The 15,781-nt window shown below is 67.0% G+C and carries 15 protein-coding genes and 2 tRNA genes; 11 read left to right on the top strand and 6 right to left on the bottom strand.

Annotated features, from left to right (window positions below; all coding sequences use genetic code 11):
* The first annotated feature begins 2 nt into the window (after nucleotides 1-2).
* Nucleotides 3-677, top strand: coding sequence for a response regulator transcription factor (locus tag BJQ95_RS10855; RefSeq protein WP_130178819.1), 675 nt, complete (start codon nucleotides 3-5; stop codon nucleotides 675-677).
* Between the two features lie 14 nt (nucleotides 678-691).
* Here BJQ95_RS10855 and BJQ95_RS10850 read toward each other — a convergent pair whose 3' ends face one another.
* Nucleotides 692-1,405 (bottom strand): hypothetical protein, encoded by a 714-nt coding sequence (locus BJQ95_RS10850; protein ID WP_130178820.1) that lies wholly within the window; start codon nucleotides 1,403-1,405, stop codon nucleotides 692-694.
* Between the two features lie 72 nt (nucleotides 1,406-1,477).
* Between BJQ95_RS10850 and BJQ95_RS10845 the strand changes: the two genes are divergently transcribed.
* Nucleotides 1,478-2,479 (top strand): L-lactate dehydrogenase, encoded by a 1,002-nt coding sequence (locus BJQ95_RS10845; protein ID WP_130178821.1) that lies wholly within the window; start codon nucleotides 1,478-1,480, stop codon nucleotides 2,477-2,479.
* 3 nt (nucleotides 2,480-2,482) lie between these two features.
* A complete protein-coding gene (locus tag BJQ95_RS10840) occupies nucleotides 2,483-3,436 on the top strand; it encodes an oxidoreductase (RefSeq protein WP_205750213.1) in 954 nt (317 codons plus the stop codon).
* Between the two features lie 100 nt (nucleotides 3,437-3,536).
* Here the strand turns inward: BJQ95_RS10840 and BJQ95_RS10835 are convergent.
* Nucleotides 3,537-3,610: transfer RNA gene (locus BJQ95_RS10835), tRNA-Gly, on the bottom strand.
* A 216-nt stretch (nucleotides 3,611-3,826) separates the two neighbouring features.
* Between BJQ95_RS10835 and BJQ95_RS10830 the strand changes: the two genes are divergently transcribed.
* The 5 genes from BJQ95_RS10830 to clpX all read left to right on the top strand — a co-directional run bounded on the left by BJQ95_RS10830 (nucleotide 3,827) and on the right by clpX (nucleotide 8,270).
* Nucleotides 3,827-3,903, top strand: a tRNA-Pro gene (locus BJQ95_RS10830).
* Between the two features lie 54 nt (nucleotides 3,904-3,957).
* A complete protein-coding gene (gene tig / locus BJQ95_RS10825) occupies nucleotides 3,958-5,352 on the top strand; it encodes a trigger factor (RefSeq protein WP_130178822.1) in 1,395 nt (464 codons plus the stop codon).
* Between the two features lie 179 nt (nucleotides 5,353-5,531).
* A complete protein-coding gene (locus BJQ95_RS10820; RefSeq protein WP_130178823.1) occupies nucleotides 5,532-6,131 on the top strand; it encodes an ATP-dependent Clp protease proteolytic subunit in 600 nt (199 codons plus the stop codon).
* Nucleotides 6,132-6,144: 13 nt separating this feature from the next.
* Entirely contained in the window at nucleotides 6,145-6,831 is a 687-nt protein-coding gene (locus BJQ95_RS10815; RefSeq protein ID WP_370688331.1) for an ATP-dependent Clp protease proteolytic subunit, read from the top strand.
* Between the two features lie 158 nt (nucleotides 6,832-6,989).
* Nucleotides 6,990-8,270, top strand: coding sequence for an ATP-dependent Clp protease ATP-binding subunit ClpX (gene clpX / locus BJQ95_RS10810; RefSeq protein ID WP_130178824.1), 1,281 nt, complete (start codon nucleotides 6,990-6,992; stop codon nucleotides 8,268-8,270).
* A 150-nt stretch (nucleotides 8,271-8,420) separates the two neighbouring features.
* Here clpX and BJQ95_RS10805 read toward each other — a convergent pair whose 3' ends face one another.
* Nucleotides 8,421-10,466: a M3 family metallopeptidase gene (locus BJQ95_RS10805; protein ID WP_130178825.1), complete on the bottom strand. Its 2,046-nt coding sequence runs from the start codon at nucleotides 10,464-10,466 to the stop codon at nucleotides 8,421-8,423.
* A gap of 83 nt (nucleotides 10,467-10,549) precedes the next feature.
* Between BJQ95_RS10805 and BJQ95_RS10800 the strand changes: the two genes are divergently transcribed.
* On the top strand, nucleotides 10,550-11,377 hold the full coding sequence (locus BJQ95_RS10800; RefSeq protein WP_130178826.1) for a methyltransferase domain-containing protein: 828 nt from the start codon (nucleotides 10,550-10,552) through the stop codon (nucleotides 11,375-11,377).
* Nucleotides 11,378-11,380: 3 nt separating this feature from the next.
* On the opposite strand, the gene BJQ95_RS10795 is transcribed toward BJQ95_RS10800, so the two are convergent.
* From BJQ95_RS10795 to valS, 3 genes are read right to left on the bottom strand one after another with little or no spacing between them, the layout of a single operon-like run.
* Complete coding sequence (locus tag BJQ95_RS10795) at nucleotides 11,381-11,647, bottom strand: hypothetical protein (RefSeq protein ID WP_130178827.1); 267 nt, start codon at nucleotides 11,645-11,647, stop codon at nucleotides 11,381-11,383.
* 2 nt (nucleotides 11,648-11,649) lie between these two features.
* Nucleotides 11,650-12,096 (bottom strand): GNAT family N-acetyltransferase, encoded by a 447-nt coding sequence (locus BJQ95_RS10790; RefSeq protein ID WP_130178828.1) that lies wholly within the window; start codon nucleotides 12,094-12,096, stop codon nucleotides 11,650-11,652.
* Between the two features lie 11 nt (nucleotides 12,097-12,107).
* Nucleotides 12,108-14,690: a valine--tRNA ligase gene (valS, locus tag BJQ95_RS10785; protein ID WP_130178829.1), complete on the bottom strand. Its 2,583-nt coding sequence runs from the start codon at nucleotides 14,688-14,690 to the stop codon at nucleotides 12,108-12,110.
* Between the two features lie 220 nt (nucleotides 14,691-14,910).
* Here valS and BJQ95_RS10780 point away from each other — a divergent pair, with 220 nt between their 5' ends.
* Nucleotides 14,911-15,111, top strand: coding sequence for a hypothetical protein (locus BJQ95_RS10780; protein ID WP_130178830.1), 201 nt, complete (start codon nucleotides 14,911-14,913; stop codon nucleotides 15,109-15,111).
* Between the two features lie 58 nt (nucleotides 15,112-15,169).
* Nucleotides 15,170-15,667, top strand: a complete 498-nt coding sequence (locus BJQ95_RS10775; RefSeq protein ID WP_130178831.1) for a metalloregulator ArsR/SmtB family transcription factor — start codon at nucleotides 15,170-15,172, stop codon at nucleotides 15,665-15,667.
* Nucleotides 15,668-15,781 lie beyond the last annotated feature (114 nt).

The following is a 15,781-nucleotide window of genomic DNA, read 5'->3' as shown; positions in this document are numbered from 1 at the left end:
GGGTGAGCACACTCGAGCGCCCCAACCCGAACCTCCCCCTGCGACTGGTGCTTGCGGAGGACTCGGTGCTGCTGCGTGAGGGCCTGGTGCGACTGTTCGCCGAGGCGGGCTTCGAGACCGTCGCCGCCTACGGCGACGCGCACACACTGCTCGCCGAGGTGGAGCTCCTCCGGCCCGACCTCGCCGTGCTCGACGTGCGGATGCCCCCCACCTTCCGCGACGAGGGTGTGCGCGCCGCCATCGAGCTGCGCCGCCGGCTGCCGGGCATCGGCATCCTGCTGCTCAGCCAGTACGTCGAGGGCACCTACGTGCAGGAGTTGCTCGCGTCCGGCGAGGGCGGACTGGGTTACTTGCTCAAGGATCGGGTGGCCTCCCTCGACGAGCTGCAGGACGCCGTCGCCAGGGTCAGCGCCGGCGGCACGGTGCTCGACCCCCAGGTGGTGCGGGAACTGCTGGCCCGGCGCACCAACCCGCTCGCGGCGCTCACCCCGCGGGAGCGCGACGTGCTCGGGCTGATGGCGGAGGGGCGCACCAACGTGGGCATCGCCGAACGGCTGGTCATCGGGGTGGGCGCGGTCGAGAAGAACGTCACCTCGATCTTCGTCAAGCTCGGCCTGGACGATACCGGGTCGGACCACCGCCGGGTGCTCGCGGTGCTGGCCTTCCTGCAGGGCTAGCCGCCCGCTGCGGCTCATCCGGGCGGCGCCGCGGCCGGATTGTCGGCCGGGGGAGAGGGGAACAGTGGCGTGTAGCGGCGCCAGAAACCCAGATACCGGCTGCCGCCCACCACGACCGAGCCGACCAGGAAGCACAGGCTGCCGACGACGGAGGCTGCAACGCTGATCACCAGCGGCAGGCCCAGCCCGAGGGTGATGCCGGCCAGTAACAAGCCGAGCAAGGTGGCGTTGACCGCGATGATGAACACCATGCTGCTGCCGAGGATCTGGCTGAGGTTCCGCGGCCGGACGCCCAGGAAGTAGTAGGTGGTCTGGGCGCCACGCATGTCGTCGAAACGGGACGCCATCAGGTAGGGCGCCACACCCGGGTCCAGGTCGACGTACGCCGCTCTCAACCGGTTCATTGCCAGCACGTAGGCCAGGTCCTCCATGCTCACGTTGGTCACCCGCAGCTGGGTGAGGATGCCCACCAGCAGGATGATGCTCAGCACCGTGAGCGCGAAACCGGGGAATCCTTCGTCGAAATCGGTCGCCTGGCCGGCCAGGGCCAGGCTCACCAGCCCGGCCGAGACCAGGTAAAGGAACATGCTGATGCGGGTGAGCACCTCGCCCTGGGTGCTGCTGCGGGAGGCCAGCAGGCTCCAGTGCTCGGTGGCGAGCAACTGGGCGCGCACCGCGGGTGGAACCTCGGGTCCCGGCGGTGTCGACGTCGGCTCCTCGTCGGACATGCAGCCATAGTGGCCCGCATCCGCCACGCCGAACAGTGCCGGGGTGCGGGCTCGATGGAGGACACTGGGACCATGAGCGTGATTGAGAACTCCAAATTGGCCATCGTCGGCGCCGGCGCCGTCGGAACCTCCCTGGCCTACGCGGCCCTGATCCGGGAATCCGCGCGTGAGGTGGCCCTGTACGACATCAATTCCGCCAAGGTTGCCGCCGAGGTGCTCGACCTCGCCCACGGAACCCAGTTCACCGGAGCCTCCAGGGTCACCGGCGGCGACGATCTCGACGTCGTGAGCGGCGCCAACGTCGTCGTGATCACCGCCGGAGCCCGGCAGCACCCCGGCCAGTCCCGCCTCGAGATGGCCGGCGTGAACGTGGAGATCCTCCGCGACCTGATGCCCAAGCTCGTCGAGCGGGCCCCGGACGCCATCTTCGTGCTGGTCACCAACCCCGTCGACGTGCTCGCCGTCGCCGCCCAGCAGTTCAGCGGCCTGCCGCCGGCGCGGGTGTTCGGCTCCGGCACTGTGCTGGACTCCTCCCGGCTGCGTTGGATGCTCTCCGAACGGGTCGGGGTGGCGATCAGTAATGTGCACGCCCTGATCGTCGGCGAACACGGCGACTCCGAGTTCCCGCTCTGGTCGCAGGCGCGGATCGGCCCGATCTCGCTGGCCGACTGGATGCTCGCGCGCAGCGAGCCCGGGGTCGCCCGCTCCGGCGTCACGGCCTCGCCCGGGTCGGTGCCGTTCTCCGAGGCCGAGTTCGAGTCCATCGCCGACGAGGTCAAGAACGCCGCCTACAAGGTGATCGAGGGTAAGGGCGCCACCAACTACGCCATCGGCCTGTCCGGGGCCCGGATCGTGGAGGCGGTACTGCGCGATGAGGGCGCCATCCTGCCGGTCAGTTCGGTACTCACCGACTACCGCGGCGTGAGCGGGGTGGCCCTGTCGGTGCCTAGCGTCATCGATGCCGGCGGCATCGCCCGCGTCATCGACGTGCCGTTCTCGGCCAAGGAACAGGCCCTCTTCGAACACTCCGCCGCGACCCTGCGCGCCTCGCTCGACACCCTCGGCCTGGCCTGAAGCGTGGAACCGAAACTCGGGCTCGGCTGGACCGAAGAGAAGATCCCGGACCTCACCGGCACCACTGCCGTGGTGACCGGGGCCAACTCAGGGCTGGGTTTCGTGACCGCGACTCAATTGGCCGCGCACGGGGCATCCGTGACCCTGGCGGTGCGGGACGCCTCCAGGGGAGCGGCGGCAGTGGAACGGATGCGGGATGGCCTGCCGGACGCGGACCTCACGGTGCGGGTGCTCGACCTTGCCAGCCTGGCCTCGATCGCCGCCTTCACCGACGAGGTCACCGCCGCGACCGGTCGCCTCGACCTGCTCGTGAACAACGCCGGCGTGATGAACCTGCCCCAGCGGCAGACGGCCGACGGTTTTGAGATGCAGTTCGGCACCAACCACCTGGGCCACTTCGCACTCACCGGCCGGTTGCTGCCGCTGCTTCTGGCCGCCCCGGATGCGCGCGTGGTCACGCTCTCGTCCACCGTGCACCGGATCGGCACCATGAACTTCGACGACTTGATGGGAGCCAAACGCTACCGACCGTGGCCGGCGTACGGGCAGAGCAAGCTGGCCAACCTGCTGTTCACCAGTGAGCTGCAGCGCCGGGCGGCGGCGGCGAAGGTGTCGCTGCGGGCGATGGCGGCGCATCCGGGTTTCGCGTTGACCAACCTCCAGACCGCCGGCCCGACCATGCGCGGCGCGAAGGCCACCACCAGGCGAGCCCGGTTGACGGTGGCCCTCATCCGCGAGTTGGCCCAGCCGGCCGGGTGGGGCGCGTTGCCCACCCTCTACGCCAGTACCGTGCCTGGTCTGGACGGCAACTCGTTCGTGGGGCCGGAGGGGTTCGGGCAGCAGCACGGGCATCCGGTGCCGGTGACACGCTCCAAGCGCGCCAGGAATACCGGTGACGCGCTCCGGCTCTGGGCCGAGAGCGAGCGCCTGACCGGCGTCAGCTATGACTTCGGCTGAACCGGCCGGGCCGTTACAGACCCGGCAACTGTTCCCCGTGCGGACAAAGGCGCCCGGCGCACCGGGACCAATTGTCCGAACGGGGCACAGATGCACAATATGGAGGGGATGACGGGAATCGAACCCGCGCCATCAGTTTGGAAAACTGAGGCTCTACCATTGAGCTACATCCCCATGTGCCGACGTGTTGGCACTCGAATATCGTAGTACAGGTTTCGCGGAAGGTTTTCCCCGACGCCGCCGAGTGCGGGGCAGATGCACCAGAACGCGCCCGGAATACCCTCAAGGATGCCCCGGGCTGCAGCTCGTGCACTAGACTGACGGAGGTCAATCCGCCTGTCGCGTGAGTCTGCGCGCCGAGCTGGTGGCCCCAACGGGTGAGATGACATCCGGGGCGTAGCTCAGCTTGGTAGAGCGCTCGGTTTGGGACCGAGAGGTCGCAGGTTCGAATCCTGTCGCCCCGACCATCACCCCCCTGCACATCTGTCGAACATAATCTGTCGAACACAGGAGATTTAAACGTGAAGTCCACGGTAGAAAAGCTGAGCCCCACGCGCGCCAAGGTCACCATCTCGGTGACCCCGGAAGAGCTGAAGCCCAGCATCACCCACGCCTACGGGCACATTGCCGAGGACATCAACATCCCCGGCTTCCGCAAGGGCAAGGTCCCGCCGCCCATCATCGACCAGCGCGTCGGCAAGTCCGCGGTGCTGGAGCACGCCGTCAACGAGAGCCTCGACGGTTTCTACCGCAAGGCCGTCGACGAACACAAGCTGCGCCCGCTGGGCCGCCCGGAAGCCGACATCGTCGAATGGCCCAGCGACAAGGACTTCTCTGGAGACCTGCTTCTGGCCATCGAGGTCGACGTGCGCCCCGAGATCGACCTGCCCGCCTACGAGGGCCTCAAGCTCACCGTTGACGCCGTGGAGATCTCCGACGACGAGGTCACCGAGGAACTCAACACCCTGCGCAGCCGGTTCGGAACCCTGATCACGGTCGACCGTCCCGCCACCAGCGGCGACTTCGCCCAGATCGACCTCGTCGCATCCGTCAACGGTGTCGAGGTCGACAACGCCAGCGGCATCTCCTACGAGGTCGGCTCCGGCGACCTCATCGAGGGCATCGACGAGGCCCTCGAGTCCCTCACCGCCGGTGAGACCACCACCTTCGCCTCCAAGCTGCTCGGTGGCGACCACGAGGGCGAGACCGCCGAGATCACCGTGACCGTCATCGCCGTCAAGGAGCGCGAGCTTCCCACCGCCGACGACGACTTCGCGCAGATCGCCAGCGAGTTCGACACCATCGACGAGCTCACCGAGAGCCTGAAGGTGCAGGTCGGCCGCTCCAAGGTGTTCGGCCAGGGAAACCAGGCCCGCGAGCTGCTCATCGAGCAGCTGCTCTCCTCCGTCGAGGTCCCCATCCCCGAGGCGATCATCGCCGACGAGGTGCACCGTCACCTCGAGGGCGAGAACCGGCTCGAAGACGAGACCCACCGCGCCGAGGTCACCGAAGCCAGCGAGAAGACCTTCCGCCAGCAGATCCTCCTCGACACCATTGCCGAGGCCGAGCAGGTCAAGGTCAGCCAGGACGAGCTCACCCAGTACCTGATCCAGGGTGCGTCGCAGTACGGCATGGACCCGAGCGAATTCGTTCAGGCGCTGTCCGGCAACGGCCAGATCCCGTCCATGGTCGCCGAGGTCGCCCGGAACAAGGCCCTCGCTATCGCCCTGGGCAAGGCGCTGGTCACCGACTCCAACGGTGCCACCGTCGACCTGTCCGAGTTCACGGCCGTCGTCGACGATGAGCCCGCAGCGGATGAGGCAACGGCGGATGAGGCAGCAGCCGACGCCGAAGCAGCCGAGGAGGCCCCGGCCGCTGAGGCCAAGCCGAAGAAGAAGGCCGCAGCAAAGAAGTAGCACCGCGCACACCGGCCGGCGTTCCTCGGGGCGCCTGCGAACGGGTCGGATGTCCACGGACATCCGGCCCGTTCTGCGTATGCCGGCCCCCGGTGAATCTGCCGAGGGCGAACAGAGCCTTTTGCGCGCGTTGGACCCTATAGATTCATTCTGAAGCGACAAGCGAAACGGAGCGCGACATGGCCGAAATGGCACCTACACCCGGCGTTTTTGACAGACTGCTGGCCGACCGCATCATCTGGCTCGGCTCAGAGGTACGGGACGACAACGCCAACGAGATCTGTGCCAAGATCCTGCTGCTGGCGGCGGAGGACTCTCAGCGGGACATCTTCCTCTACATCAACTCACCCGGTGGCTCGATCACCGCCGGCATGGCGATCTACGACACCATGAAGTTCGTGCCCAACGACATCGTCACCGTGGGAATCGGTCTGGCGGCCTCGATGGGCCAGTTCCTGCTCTCCTCCGGGACCAAGGGCAAGCGCTACATCACCCCGAACGCTCGCGTGCTACTGCACCAGCCGTCCGGCGGATTCGGCGGCACCGCGGCCGACATCCAGACCCAGGCGAAGGTCATCCTGGACATGAAAAAGCGCATGGCCGAGCTCACTGCCGAGCAGACTGGAAAGTCGGTCGAGCAGATCCTCATCGACAACGACCGTGACAACTGGTTCACGGCCCAGGAGGCCCTGGCCTACGGTTTTGTCGACCACCTGCGCGAATTCGCGTCGGAAGTGGTCGGCGGCGGCGGTACCGACGACTCAGTGAACAAGAAGTAGGACGGGTACGACAATGGAATTCACGAACTTTGGCCACCAGGCCGGCGGTATGGCTCCCGGTGGAATGGCACCGCAGGCCCCGGAGTCGCGCTACATCCTCCCCACGTTCGAGGAGCGCACGGCTTACGGCTACAAGCGCCAGGACCCGTACGCCAAGCTGTTCGAGGACCGAATCATCTTCCTCGGCGTACAGGTTGACGACGCCTCCGCCGACGACGTGATGGCCCAGCTGCTCGTACTCGAGAGCCAGGACCCGGACCGCGACATCGTCATGTACATCAACTCGCCCGGTGGTTCCTTCACCGCGATGACGGCGATCTACGACACCATGCAGTACATCCGTCCGCACATCCAGACGGTCTGCCTCGGCCAGGCGGCTTCCGCCGCTGCCGTGCTGCTCGCCGGTGGAACCCCCGGCAAGCGTCTCGCCCTGCCGAACGCCCGCATCCTCATCCACCAGCCCTCAGCCGGTGGCCAGGGTGGCGGCCAGGCGTCCGACATCGAGATCCAGGCAGCCGAGATCCAGCGGATGCGCGAATGGCTCGAAGAGACCCTCGCCGGCCACTCCAACCGCACCAAGGAGCAGATCCACAAGGACATCGACCGCGACAAGATCTTCGGCGCCCCCGAGGCCCTCGAGTACGGCCTGATCGACCAGATCCTGACCAGCCGCAAAAGCGTACCCACGCTGGTCAAGTAGCACTCCACCACCGAGTTGGCCCTCTGGCCAGCTTGTTCGCGGAACGGCGCGTCGCTGTCGAGGCGGCGCGCCGTTCCGCTTTGTTCCGCGGGTGCACAAATCTGTCACACGCACAAGCTAGGCTCGAATTCAGCGTCACTGATGGAGGAGGCTCACGGATGGCCCGAATAGGCGAGAGCGCCGACCTGTTGAAGTGTTCTTTCTGCGGAAAGAGCCAAAAGCAGGTGCAGCAGCTCATTGCCGGACCCGGCGTGTACATCTGCGATGAATGCGTTGAGCTCTGCAACGAAATCATCGAGGAACGCCTGGCCGAGGCCGGAGCCGAAGAAGCCGGCAGCGAGTTCGAACTGCCCAAGCCCCGGGAGATCTTCGGATTCCTGGAGGAGTACGTCATCGGGCAGGAAGCCGCCAAGCGCGCCCTCGCCGTTGCCGTCTACAACCACTACAAGCGCGTGCGCAGCCGCGCCACCCTCACAGCGGCCGACGCCATCCACGACGATGTCGAGATCGCCAAGTCCAACATCCTGCTGATCGGCCCCACCGGCTGCGGCAAGACCTACCTCGCGCAGACTCTCGCGAAGCGGCTGAACGTGCCGTTCGCCGTCGCGGATGCCACGGCCCTGACCGAGGCCGGCTACGTCGGTGAGGACGTGGAGAACATCCTCCTCAAACTCATCCAGGCCGCCGATTACGACGTGAAGCGTGCCGAGACCGGCATCATCTACATCGATGAGATCGACAAGATCGCCCGCAAGGCCGAAAACCCGTCGATCACCCGCGACGTGTCGGGGGAGGGCGTGCAGCAAGCTCTCCTCAAGATCCTCGAGGGAACCGTCGCGTCGGTGCCGCCGCAGGGCGGGCGCAAACATCCGCACCAGGAATTCATCCAGGTCGACACCACGAACGTGCTTTTCATCGTGGCCGGCGCGTTCGCCGGACTCGACGACATCATCTCCCAGCGTGCCGGCAAGAAAGGTATCGGCTTCGGCGCCCCGCTGCACAGCAAGGGCGACGACATCAACCTGTTCAGCGAGGTCCTGCCGGAAGACCTGCACAAGTTCGGTCTGATCCCCGAGTTCATCGGCCGCCTACCAGTCGTGACCACGGTAACCCAGCTCGACCAGGTTGCGCTGATGCAGATCCTGACCGTGCCCAAGAACGCCTTGGTACGCCAGTACCAGCGCATGTTCGAACTCGACGGGGTGGAGCTCGACTTCGAGCAGCCGGCCCTCGAGGCCATCGCCGATCTCGCCGTGCTCCGCAAGACCGGTGCCCGCGGGTTGCGCGCCATCATGGAGGAGGTGCTCGGACCGATCATGTTCGAGGTGCCGTCCGCCACGGATGTCGCCCGGGTCATCGTCACCCGGGAGTCGGTGCTCGAAAACGCGGCTCCCACCATCGTGCTGCACAAGGCCCGTCGCGAAAACAAGTCCGCGTAACCACACTTGCGCCGTCAGGTCAGAACCGCCCCCGCCTCCTCGGTGGGGGCGTTTCCGCTTCACGGACGCGGCAGGAGTGGGCGACCGTGCCCGTTCCGGACAATTGCACCCGGCACACCGGGACCAGTTGTCCGCACCGGGAACAGCGGGCTAGTTGAGCCCGCGGCGGTCGAGCAGGGGCTGGATGTGGGCGTCACGGCCGCGGAAGTCCCGGTAGGCGGCCAGCGGGTCCACGCTGCCGCCCACACCGAGCAGGCGGTCGCGGAACCTGTCCCCGTTGGCCCGGGTGAGGCCGCCGTTCTCGGTGAACCAGGCCACGGTATCGGCGTCGAGGACCTCGCTCCAGATGTAGGAGTAGTAGCCGGCGTCGTAGCCGCCGGAGAACGTGTGCGCGAAGTAGGTGCTCGCGTACCGGGTGGGCACCACCGGGTTGTCGAGGCCCACCTCGGCCAACGCGGCGGCTTCGAACGCGGCCACATCCGTGATCGAGTCGTCGGCGCTGATGCTGTGCCAGGCCTGGTCAAGCAGGGCCGCGGCCAGGTACTCGCTGGTACCGAAGCCCTCGTTGAACGTCGTCGACTCACGGATGCTGTCGACGAGCCCCTGGGGCATGGCTTCGCCGGTGCGGTAGTGCCTGGCGTAGTTCGCCAGGACCTCGGGCCAGAGCATCCACATCTCGTTGACCTGGCTGGGGAACTCGACGAAGTCCCGGTACACATTGGTGCCGGCGAAACGCGGGTAGGTCACCTCCGCGAAGAGGCCGTGCAGAGCGTGGCCGAACTCGTGGAACAGGGTGGTCACCTCGTCGAAGCTGAGCAGCGTGGGGGAGCCGGCGGCGGGCTTGGGCAGGTTGAGGTTGTTGGTGACGATCGTCGGGGTGTCCAGCAGGGTGGACTGGGACACCAGGGCGTTCATCCAGGCACCGCCGCGTTTGGCATCGCGGGTGTAGAAGTCGGCGATGTACAGGCCGACCGGTGGGCCGTCCTCGTTGGCGACCTCGAAGACTCTGGCCTCGGGGTTCCAGGCGGTGAGGTCGGGGCGCTCGGTGAAGGTGACGCCGTAGAGCCGGGTGGCGGCGAAGAACACCCCATCGTGCAGCACCCGTTCCAGTTCGAAGTACGGACGCATCGCGCTGGCGTCGACATCGAATCGGGACTGGCGCACTCGCTCGGTGTAGAACGCCCAGTCCCAGGCAGCCAGATCGAAGTCGCCGCCGGAGTCCCGCACAGCGTCCTGCAACGCCTGCTGCTCGGCTTGGGCGTTCCGTGCCGCGGCCGGTGCGAGCCGGTCCAGCATGCCGGCGACGGCTTCGGGGGACTTGGCCGTTTCGTCGGCCGTGACGTATGCGGCATGGCTGCCGAAGCCCAGCAGCCGGGCACGGTGGGCGCGCAGCCGGGTGATCTCGAGCACCAGCTCGCGGTTGTCGTACTCGCCGCCGCGGATGCCCCGGGACCTGGAGGCGGTCAGCAGGCGTTCGCGCACCGCACGGTCGGTGAGAGACGCGAGGTAGGGATGGCTGGTGGGCAGCACCAAGGTGATGACGTACTTGCCGGCGAGACCACGTTCGGCGGCGGCCTCCGCGGCGGCGGAGATCTCGCCCTCGCCGAGTCCGTGCAGCTCGCTGACGTCGTCGAGCACCAGGGCCAGGGCGTTGGTGTCGGCCAGCAGGTTCTTCTCGAACCTGGTGGTCAGGGTGGACAGGCGCATGTTGAGGTCGCGCAGGGCGACCTTGTCGTCGTCGGAGAGTGCCGCACCGGCGAGGGTGTACTCGGTGTAATACCGCTCGAGCAGATAGGCGGTCTCGGGGTCGAGATCCAGGCCGGCACGGCGCTGGTGCAAGACGGCGATCCGGGCGTAGAGGGCCGGGTCGAGCCGGATGGCGTCGGCGTGCGCTGCGAGTCTGGGCGCCAGTTCCTCCTCGAGGGCCGTGCCGAACTCGGTCGAGTCTGACGCGCTCAAGGAGAAGAACACCGTGGCCACGCGTTGCAGAACCTGTCCGCTTCGTTCCAGGGCGATGAGGGTGTTCTCGATGGTCGGTTCGGTGGGATCCGCCGTGATGGCGGTGACCTCGGCGAGCTGTTCGGCCATGCCGGCGTCGAAGGCCGGGCGATAGTGCTCGTTGCGGATCTCGGCGAACGGCGGCAGCTGGTACGGCAGGGTGCTGGGAGCGAGAAACGGGTTCAAGGTGTCGGCCATCGCCCCAGCCTAGTGTCGCCGTCGGGATACCGGCCCGGGCAGTGCCCGGTGCGTTGACCCTGACGGCGACGTAGGGTGTGGGCATGACTGAGAGCCCGGAGCGTCAGGAAACCGCACCGCGAGACGAACCCGGGGCCGGCCGGGAGCACCTTCCGCGGGTGCTCACCTGGCGTACCGTGGCCAACTCGGCCGCGTACCTGGTGCCACAGCTGCGCGCGGGGCTCAGCATCGTCGACGTGACGTGCGGGCCGGGCACCATCACCATCGATCTGGCGCGCCGGGTCGCGCCGGGCACGGTGCTCGGTATCGACACGTCCCGCCAGATGGTGGAGCAGGCGGCGGGCCTGGCGTTCGACGGCGGGGTGAGGAACGCGCGCTTCCTGGTCGGTGGCGCCTGCGCCATCCCGGTACCGGATGCGTCGGTGGACATCGTGCATGCCCACCAGGTGCTCCAGCACCTCGACAACCCTGTGGCGGCGCTCCGCGAGATGAGGCGGGTGCTGAAACCGGGCGGCGTGCTGGCCGCCCGAGACGCCGACTACGGCGGTGTGACCTGGTATCCGGGGCTTGCCGGGCTGGCCACTTGGTTGTCGGTGTACCGCCGGGTGCACGGGCAGGGCGGCGGCGACCCGAACGCCGGGCGGGCGCTCAAGGCGTGGGCGCGGCAGGCGGGCTTCGATGAGGTGACAAGCAGCGCATCCATCTGGTGCTTCGCGTCGCCGGCCGAACGGGAGTGGTGGGGGGAATCCTGGGCCGCGCGGGCCACCGAACCCGACTTCGCCGCCCGGGCGATCGAGACCGGTGCCAGGCTGGCGGACCTCCACGAGATCGGCGCGGCCTGGCACCAGTGGGCTCAGGACCCGGACGCGTGGTTCGGCATCCCGCACGGCGAGATCATCGCCACCCGGTGATCTTTAGATCCAGTCCTCGTCGTCGTCCACCACGACGGCAGGCTGGGTGATGGTGGCGCTGTCTTGTTTCGGGTCGAACCTGATGACGGTGCCGTCGTCGAGTTCGATGACCGGGTTGCCCTCGAGCCAGGTCAGGGTCCACCGCCAGGCGCTGGTGTCATCCGGCAGGGCGGCGAGGTCGCCCTCCACGGCCTGCAGCGCGATGACGACGACCTCGGGCAGGCCCGCGGGCGGTTCTGCGCCGAGGGACCAGCGGGTTCCGAGCTGCATGATTAGACCTCTGCCTCGTAGGTGACCAGGCTGGTGCGGGTGCCGACCTCGTCGTAGAGCTTCTGGGCCGCGGCGTTGTCGGCAGCGGTGGTCCACTGCAGCTTGCTGTAGTTGTGCGCCTTGGCGTACTCGGTCGCGAAGGCCATCAGGTCCCGGCCGGCGCCGGCTTCTTCGGCGTCGGGGGTCACGTACAGGTCATCGATGAAGAGTCCCACGTCGCCGCTGAGGGTGCGGGGGACGGCCCGGTACAGGGTGAAGGCGACGAAGTCGCCGTTGTCGTCGACCGCGACAGCGCCGTCGAGATCATGGTTCTTGTCAATGATCCAGCTCCACACGCGCAGAGCCTTCTCATCGGTCAGGTCGCTCTTGGACAGCTCGCTGTACCCTTCGAAGAGGCCGAGCCACGGGAAGAAGTCCTTATCGCCCAGCGGGCGGACCTTGATTGACATGCGGTTCTCCTTTAGATTTCCGACACCGTGGCGAGCACGATATCAGCTACGACCAAGTCATCGGCTTTGACGAAGGTCAAGTCGGTGATCCGGCCTACTGCTTTCAAGTCGGCGGCGACCTGGGCGAGCAGGGCCACCTCTGCGTCAGGTCCGCCGATGGTGGCGGACTCGACGGCAGACTTCTGTGACGCTTTTGCGTCGGTTTTGGCGCGACGGATGCCCGTGAGCGCCCGGCTAGCCAGATCCAACAGGGCGATGCTGTCGGCATCCGCGGCCACGCCGGAGGCGGTGGGCCACTGGGCCTGGTGCACCGAGCCGTCGTTCGACCAGGACCAGGCTTCCTCGGTGGCGAACGGCACGAACGGGGCGAACAGGCGCAGCAACGTCGACAGGGCGATGCGCAGCGCGGCAACGGCCGAGGCCTGCTCCGGACCGGCTTCGCCGTAGGCGCGTTCCTTGACCAGTTCGAGGTAGTCGTCGCAGAACGTCCAGAAGAAGCTCTCGGTGAGCTCGAGTGCGCGGGCGTGGTCGTAGCCCTCGAACGCCGCGGTGGCCTGGCCGACAACCACGTCGAGGCGGGCCAGCATGCTCGCGTCGATGGGCTCGGTGACCGGGGCGGCGTCATCGCCGGCGAAGCCGAGGATGAACTTGCTGGCGTTGAGAATCTTGATGGCCAGACGGCGGCCGATCTTGATCTGGGTGGGGTTCTTCGGGTCGAAGGCGGCATCCGTGCCCAGGCGGGACGACGCAGCCCAGTACCGCACGGCATCCGAACCGTGCTGAACCAGCACGTCGGCCGGAGTCACCACGTTGCCCTTGGACTTGGACATCTTCTTGCGGTCGGGGTCCACGATGAAACCGGACAGCGCGGCGTGCTGCCACGGCGATTCGCCGTGCTCGAGCTCGGCGCGCAGCAGGGTGGAGAACAGCCAGGTGCGGATGATGTCCTGACCCTGCGGGCGGAGCGAGTACGGGTAGACCAGGTCGAAGAGTTCGGGGTCGCGCTCCCAGCCGCCGGCGAGCTGCGGGGTCAGCGATGACGTCGCCCAGGTGTCCATCACGTCGACCTCGCCGACGAAGCCGTTGGCCTGGCCGCGTTGCTCGGCTGTGTAGCCGGGAGCGACGTCGGAGGATGGGTCGACGGGAAGCAGGTCGCTGGTGGCGATGATCGGCTGGTCGAAGATGGGGTTGGACTCGGCGTCGAGCGGGTACCAGACGGGCAGGGGGACCCCGAAGAAACGCTGTCGGGACACCAACCAGTCGCCGGTCAGGCCATTGACCCAGTTCTCGTAGCGCACCCGCATGAACTCAGGATGCCACTGCAAGGCGGAGCCGTGTTCGATCAGTCTGGCGCGCAGCTTCTCGTCGCGGGCGCCGTTGCGGATGTACCACTGCCGGGTGGAGACGATTTCGAGCGGCTTGTCACCCTTTTCGAAGAACTTGACCTGGTGCACGATCGGCTTGGGGTCACCGATCAGGTCGCCGGATTCGCGGAGCAGCTCGACCACGGCCTGCTTGGCCGAGAAGACGGTCTTGCCGGCGAGCTGGGCGTAGGCGGCCTGTGCGGCCGGTGTCACGATGACGTCGGGAGCCTCGGCGATGATGCGGCCGTCGAAACCCATGATCGCGCGGTTGGGCAGGTCGAGTTCCCGCCACCAGACCACGTCGGTCACGTCGCCGAAGGTGCAGATCATCGCGATGCCCGAGCCCTTGTCCTTCTGGGCGAGGTGGTGGGCGAGAACGGGAATCTCGACGTCGAACACGGGCGTGCGCACCGTCGTGCCGAAGAACTCCTTGTACCTGTCGTCATCCGGATGCGCCACCAGGGCGACGCAGGCAGCCAGGAGCTCAGGGCGCGTGGTCTCGATCTCGATGGTTCCGCCATCCGGCTGGTGGAAGGAGACCCGGTGATACGCGGCCGGCATCTCCTTGTCTTCAAGCTCGGCCTGGGCGACGGCGGTGCGGAAGGTGACGTCCCAGAGGGTGGGCGCCATCGCCTGGTACGCCTCGCCGCGGTTGACGTTGCCGACGAAGGCCAGCTGGGACGCGGTGATCGATTCGGGCGCGATCGTGCGGTAGCTCTGGGTCCAGTCGACGCTGAGGCCCAGGGTGCGCCAGAGTTCCTCGAACTGCTTTTCGTCCTCGACGGTAAGGCGTTCACACAACTCGATGAAGTTACGACGGCTCACGGGAAGCTGATCGGCGGCCTTGGTGCTCTTGCCGTCGCCACCCTGGAACGGAGGAACGAAGTCCGCCGTGTACGGCAGGGACGGGTCGCAACGGACCCCGTAGAAGTTCTGCACCCGGCGTTCGGTGGGCAGGCCGTTGTCGTCCCAGCCCATCGGGTAGAAGACGCTCTTGCCGCGCATACGTTGGAACCGGGCGACGACGTCGGTGTGCGTGTAGCTGAAGACGTGGCCGATATGCAGGGAGCCGGACGCCGTGGGCGGGGGAGTGTCGATCGAGAAGATCGACTCCTTCGTGGCGCCGGCACGGTCGAAGCGGTAGGTGCCCTGAGCCTCCCAGCTGGTTTCCCATTTCGCTTCCAACCCTTCGAGGGCAGGCTTTTCGGGAACGCGGTCGGCGCTGGTCATGACTCTCCGATTCGATATCTGCGGCACCGTGTCGATGGTGAGGTGCCTTCAGTAGTGCTGATCTAATCTAGCCGATTCTGCGCCGAAGGCCGCACTGGACCCCCTCGGACGGCCGATCCGGGCCCTGTTTGGGAGGCTGCCCAGCCGACCTGTGGGTATCCGGCAGGCCTCGCTCTACTGCCACGTCCCGAGCTAGGAACAGATCCCCGAGGTGTTACTGATGCGCACCGTGGAACACTCCGTGCGGGCGGCCGGGCACCTCGAGGCGGCGCCGGCGCCGGTCGTGGTCCGGCTCGCCGCGCTGATCAGCTTCAACTCCGGGCAACTTGGCCGGTCCTCGGTGGGGAGCGCTATCGCCATCCGCGCCGATCGCCGAGACGAAGATGCGCACACGCCGGTCTCCACGATCACCGTGCTCTAGAATTGTTTGTGTGCTAATTAGCTTGTGTGCTATTTAGTTTGAGTGCTACATTGCGAACATGCAAGCTGCGAGCACGACCGAAGCCGTTGGCGATGTCTTCACCGCCCTGGCGCATCCCACCCGTCGGCAGATCCTGCAGGACTTGAAGGACGGCGAGTTGGCTGCGGGAGAGATCGCCGCACGGTTCCCGGCCACCGGGCCCACAATATCCCGGCACCTGTCGGTCCTCAGGATCGCTGGCCTGGTCACCGAGCGTCGCGACGCCAACCGCATCCTCTATGCGCTGGCGGGAGACCGCCTCGCCGTGTCGGTGGGCGACTTCCTTTCCACCGTCTGTCCTGAGCAGATGGTGCTGCGCAGCATCCGCCCGGCATCCCGCCCAGACGCCGTGACACTAGACGCCCAGCCGGTCGAACGATCCAAGAAGTCCACCACGACGGGGAAACAGCCCGCGTCGCAGAAAAGTGCGCGGAAGGGGACCCGGAAGGCGCAGAAGTCCGCAGCGAAGGCAGAGAGTGCCCAGAATGCACACAAAGCCGCCAAGTCGGTCCAGTGAGCCCGATGACGGCAGTGATGCCGCGCCTGGCCGCCACCATCGAGCGTCGTTCTGCTGATCAACTACCGGGTTAGCCCGAGGTGGCTCTCCGGCTACTCCCTGCCGGGCTGCGGC

Origin of the sequence: Cryobacterium sp. SO1, from assembly GCF_004210215.2 — a bacterium.
In the GTDB taxonomy this organism is placed as follows: domain Bacteria; phylum Actinomycetota; class Actinomycetes; order Actinomycetales; family Microbacteriaceae; genus Cryobacterium.
The sequence above is the reverse complement of the archived record's forward strand: the minus strand, read 5'-3'. Positions and strand labels throughout refer to the sequence as shown.

Coding starts and splice junctions, on each gene's coding strand:
- valS (WP_130178829.1), bottom strand. CDS start 14,690: ATGACCAGCGCCGACCGCGTTCCCGAAAAGCCTGCCCTCGAAGGGTTG.
- clpX (WP_130178824.1), top strand. CDS start 6,990: ATGGCCCGAATAGGCGAGAGCGCCGACCTGTTGAAGTGTTCTTTCTGC.
- BJQ95_RS10790 (WP_130178828.1), bottom strand. CDS start 12,096: ATGTCAATCAAGGTCCGCCCGCTGGGCGATAAGGACTTCTTCCCGTGG.
- BJQ95_RS10815 (WP_370688331.1), top strand. CDS start 6,145: ATGGAATTCACGAACTTTGGCCACCAGGCCGGCGGTATGGCTCCCGGT.
- BJQ95_RS10780 (WP_130178830.1), top strand. CDS start 14,911: ATGCGCACCGTGGAACACTCCGTGCGGGCGGCCGGGCACCTCGAGGCG.
- BJQ95_RS10845 (WP_130178821.1), top strand. CDS start 1,478: ATGAGCGTGATTGAGAACTCCAAATTGGCCATCGTCGGCGCCGGCGCC.
- BJQ95_RS10800 (WP_130178826.1), top strand. CDS start 10,550: ATGACTGAGAGCCCGGAGCGTCAGGAAACCGCACCGCGAGACGAACCC.
- BJQ95_RS10795 (WP_130178827.1), bottom strand. CDS start 11,647: ATGCAGCTCGGAACCCGCTGGTCCCTCGGCGCAGAACCGCCCGCGGGC.
- BJQ95_RS10805 (WP_130178825.1), bottom strand. CDS start 10,466: ATGGCCGACACCTTGAACCCGTTTCTCGCTCCCAGCACCCTGCCGTAC.
- BJQ95_RS10775 (WP_130178831.1), top strand. CDS start 15,170: ATGCAAGCTGCGAGCACGACCGAAGCCGTTGGCGATGTCTTCACCGCC.
- BJQ95_RS10850 (WP_130178820.1), bottom strand. CDS start 1,405: ATGTCCGACGAGGAGCCGACGTCGACACCGCCGGGACCCGAGGTTCCA.
- BJQ95_RS10820 (WP_130178823.1), top strand. CDS start 5,532: ATGGCCGAAATGGCACCTACACCCGGCGTTTTTGACAGACTGCTGGCC.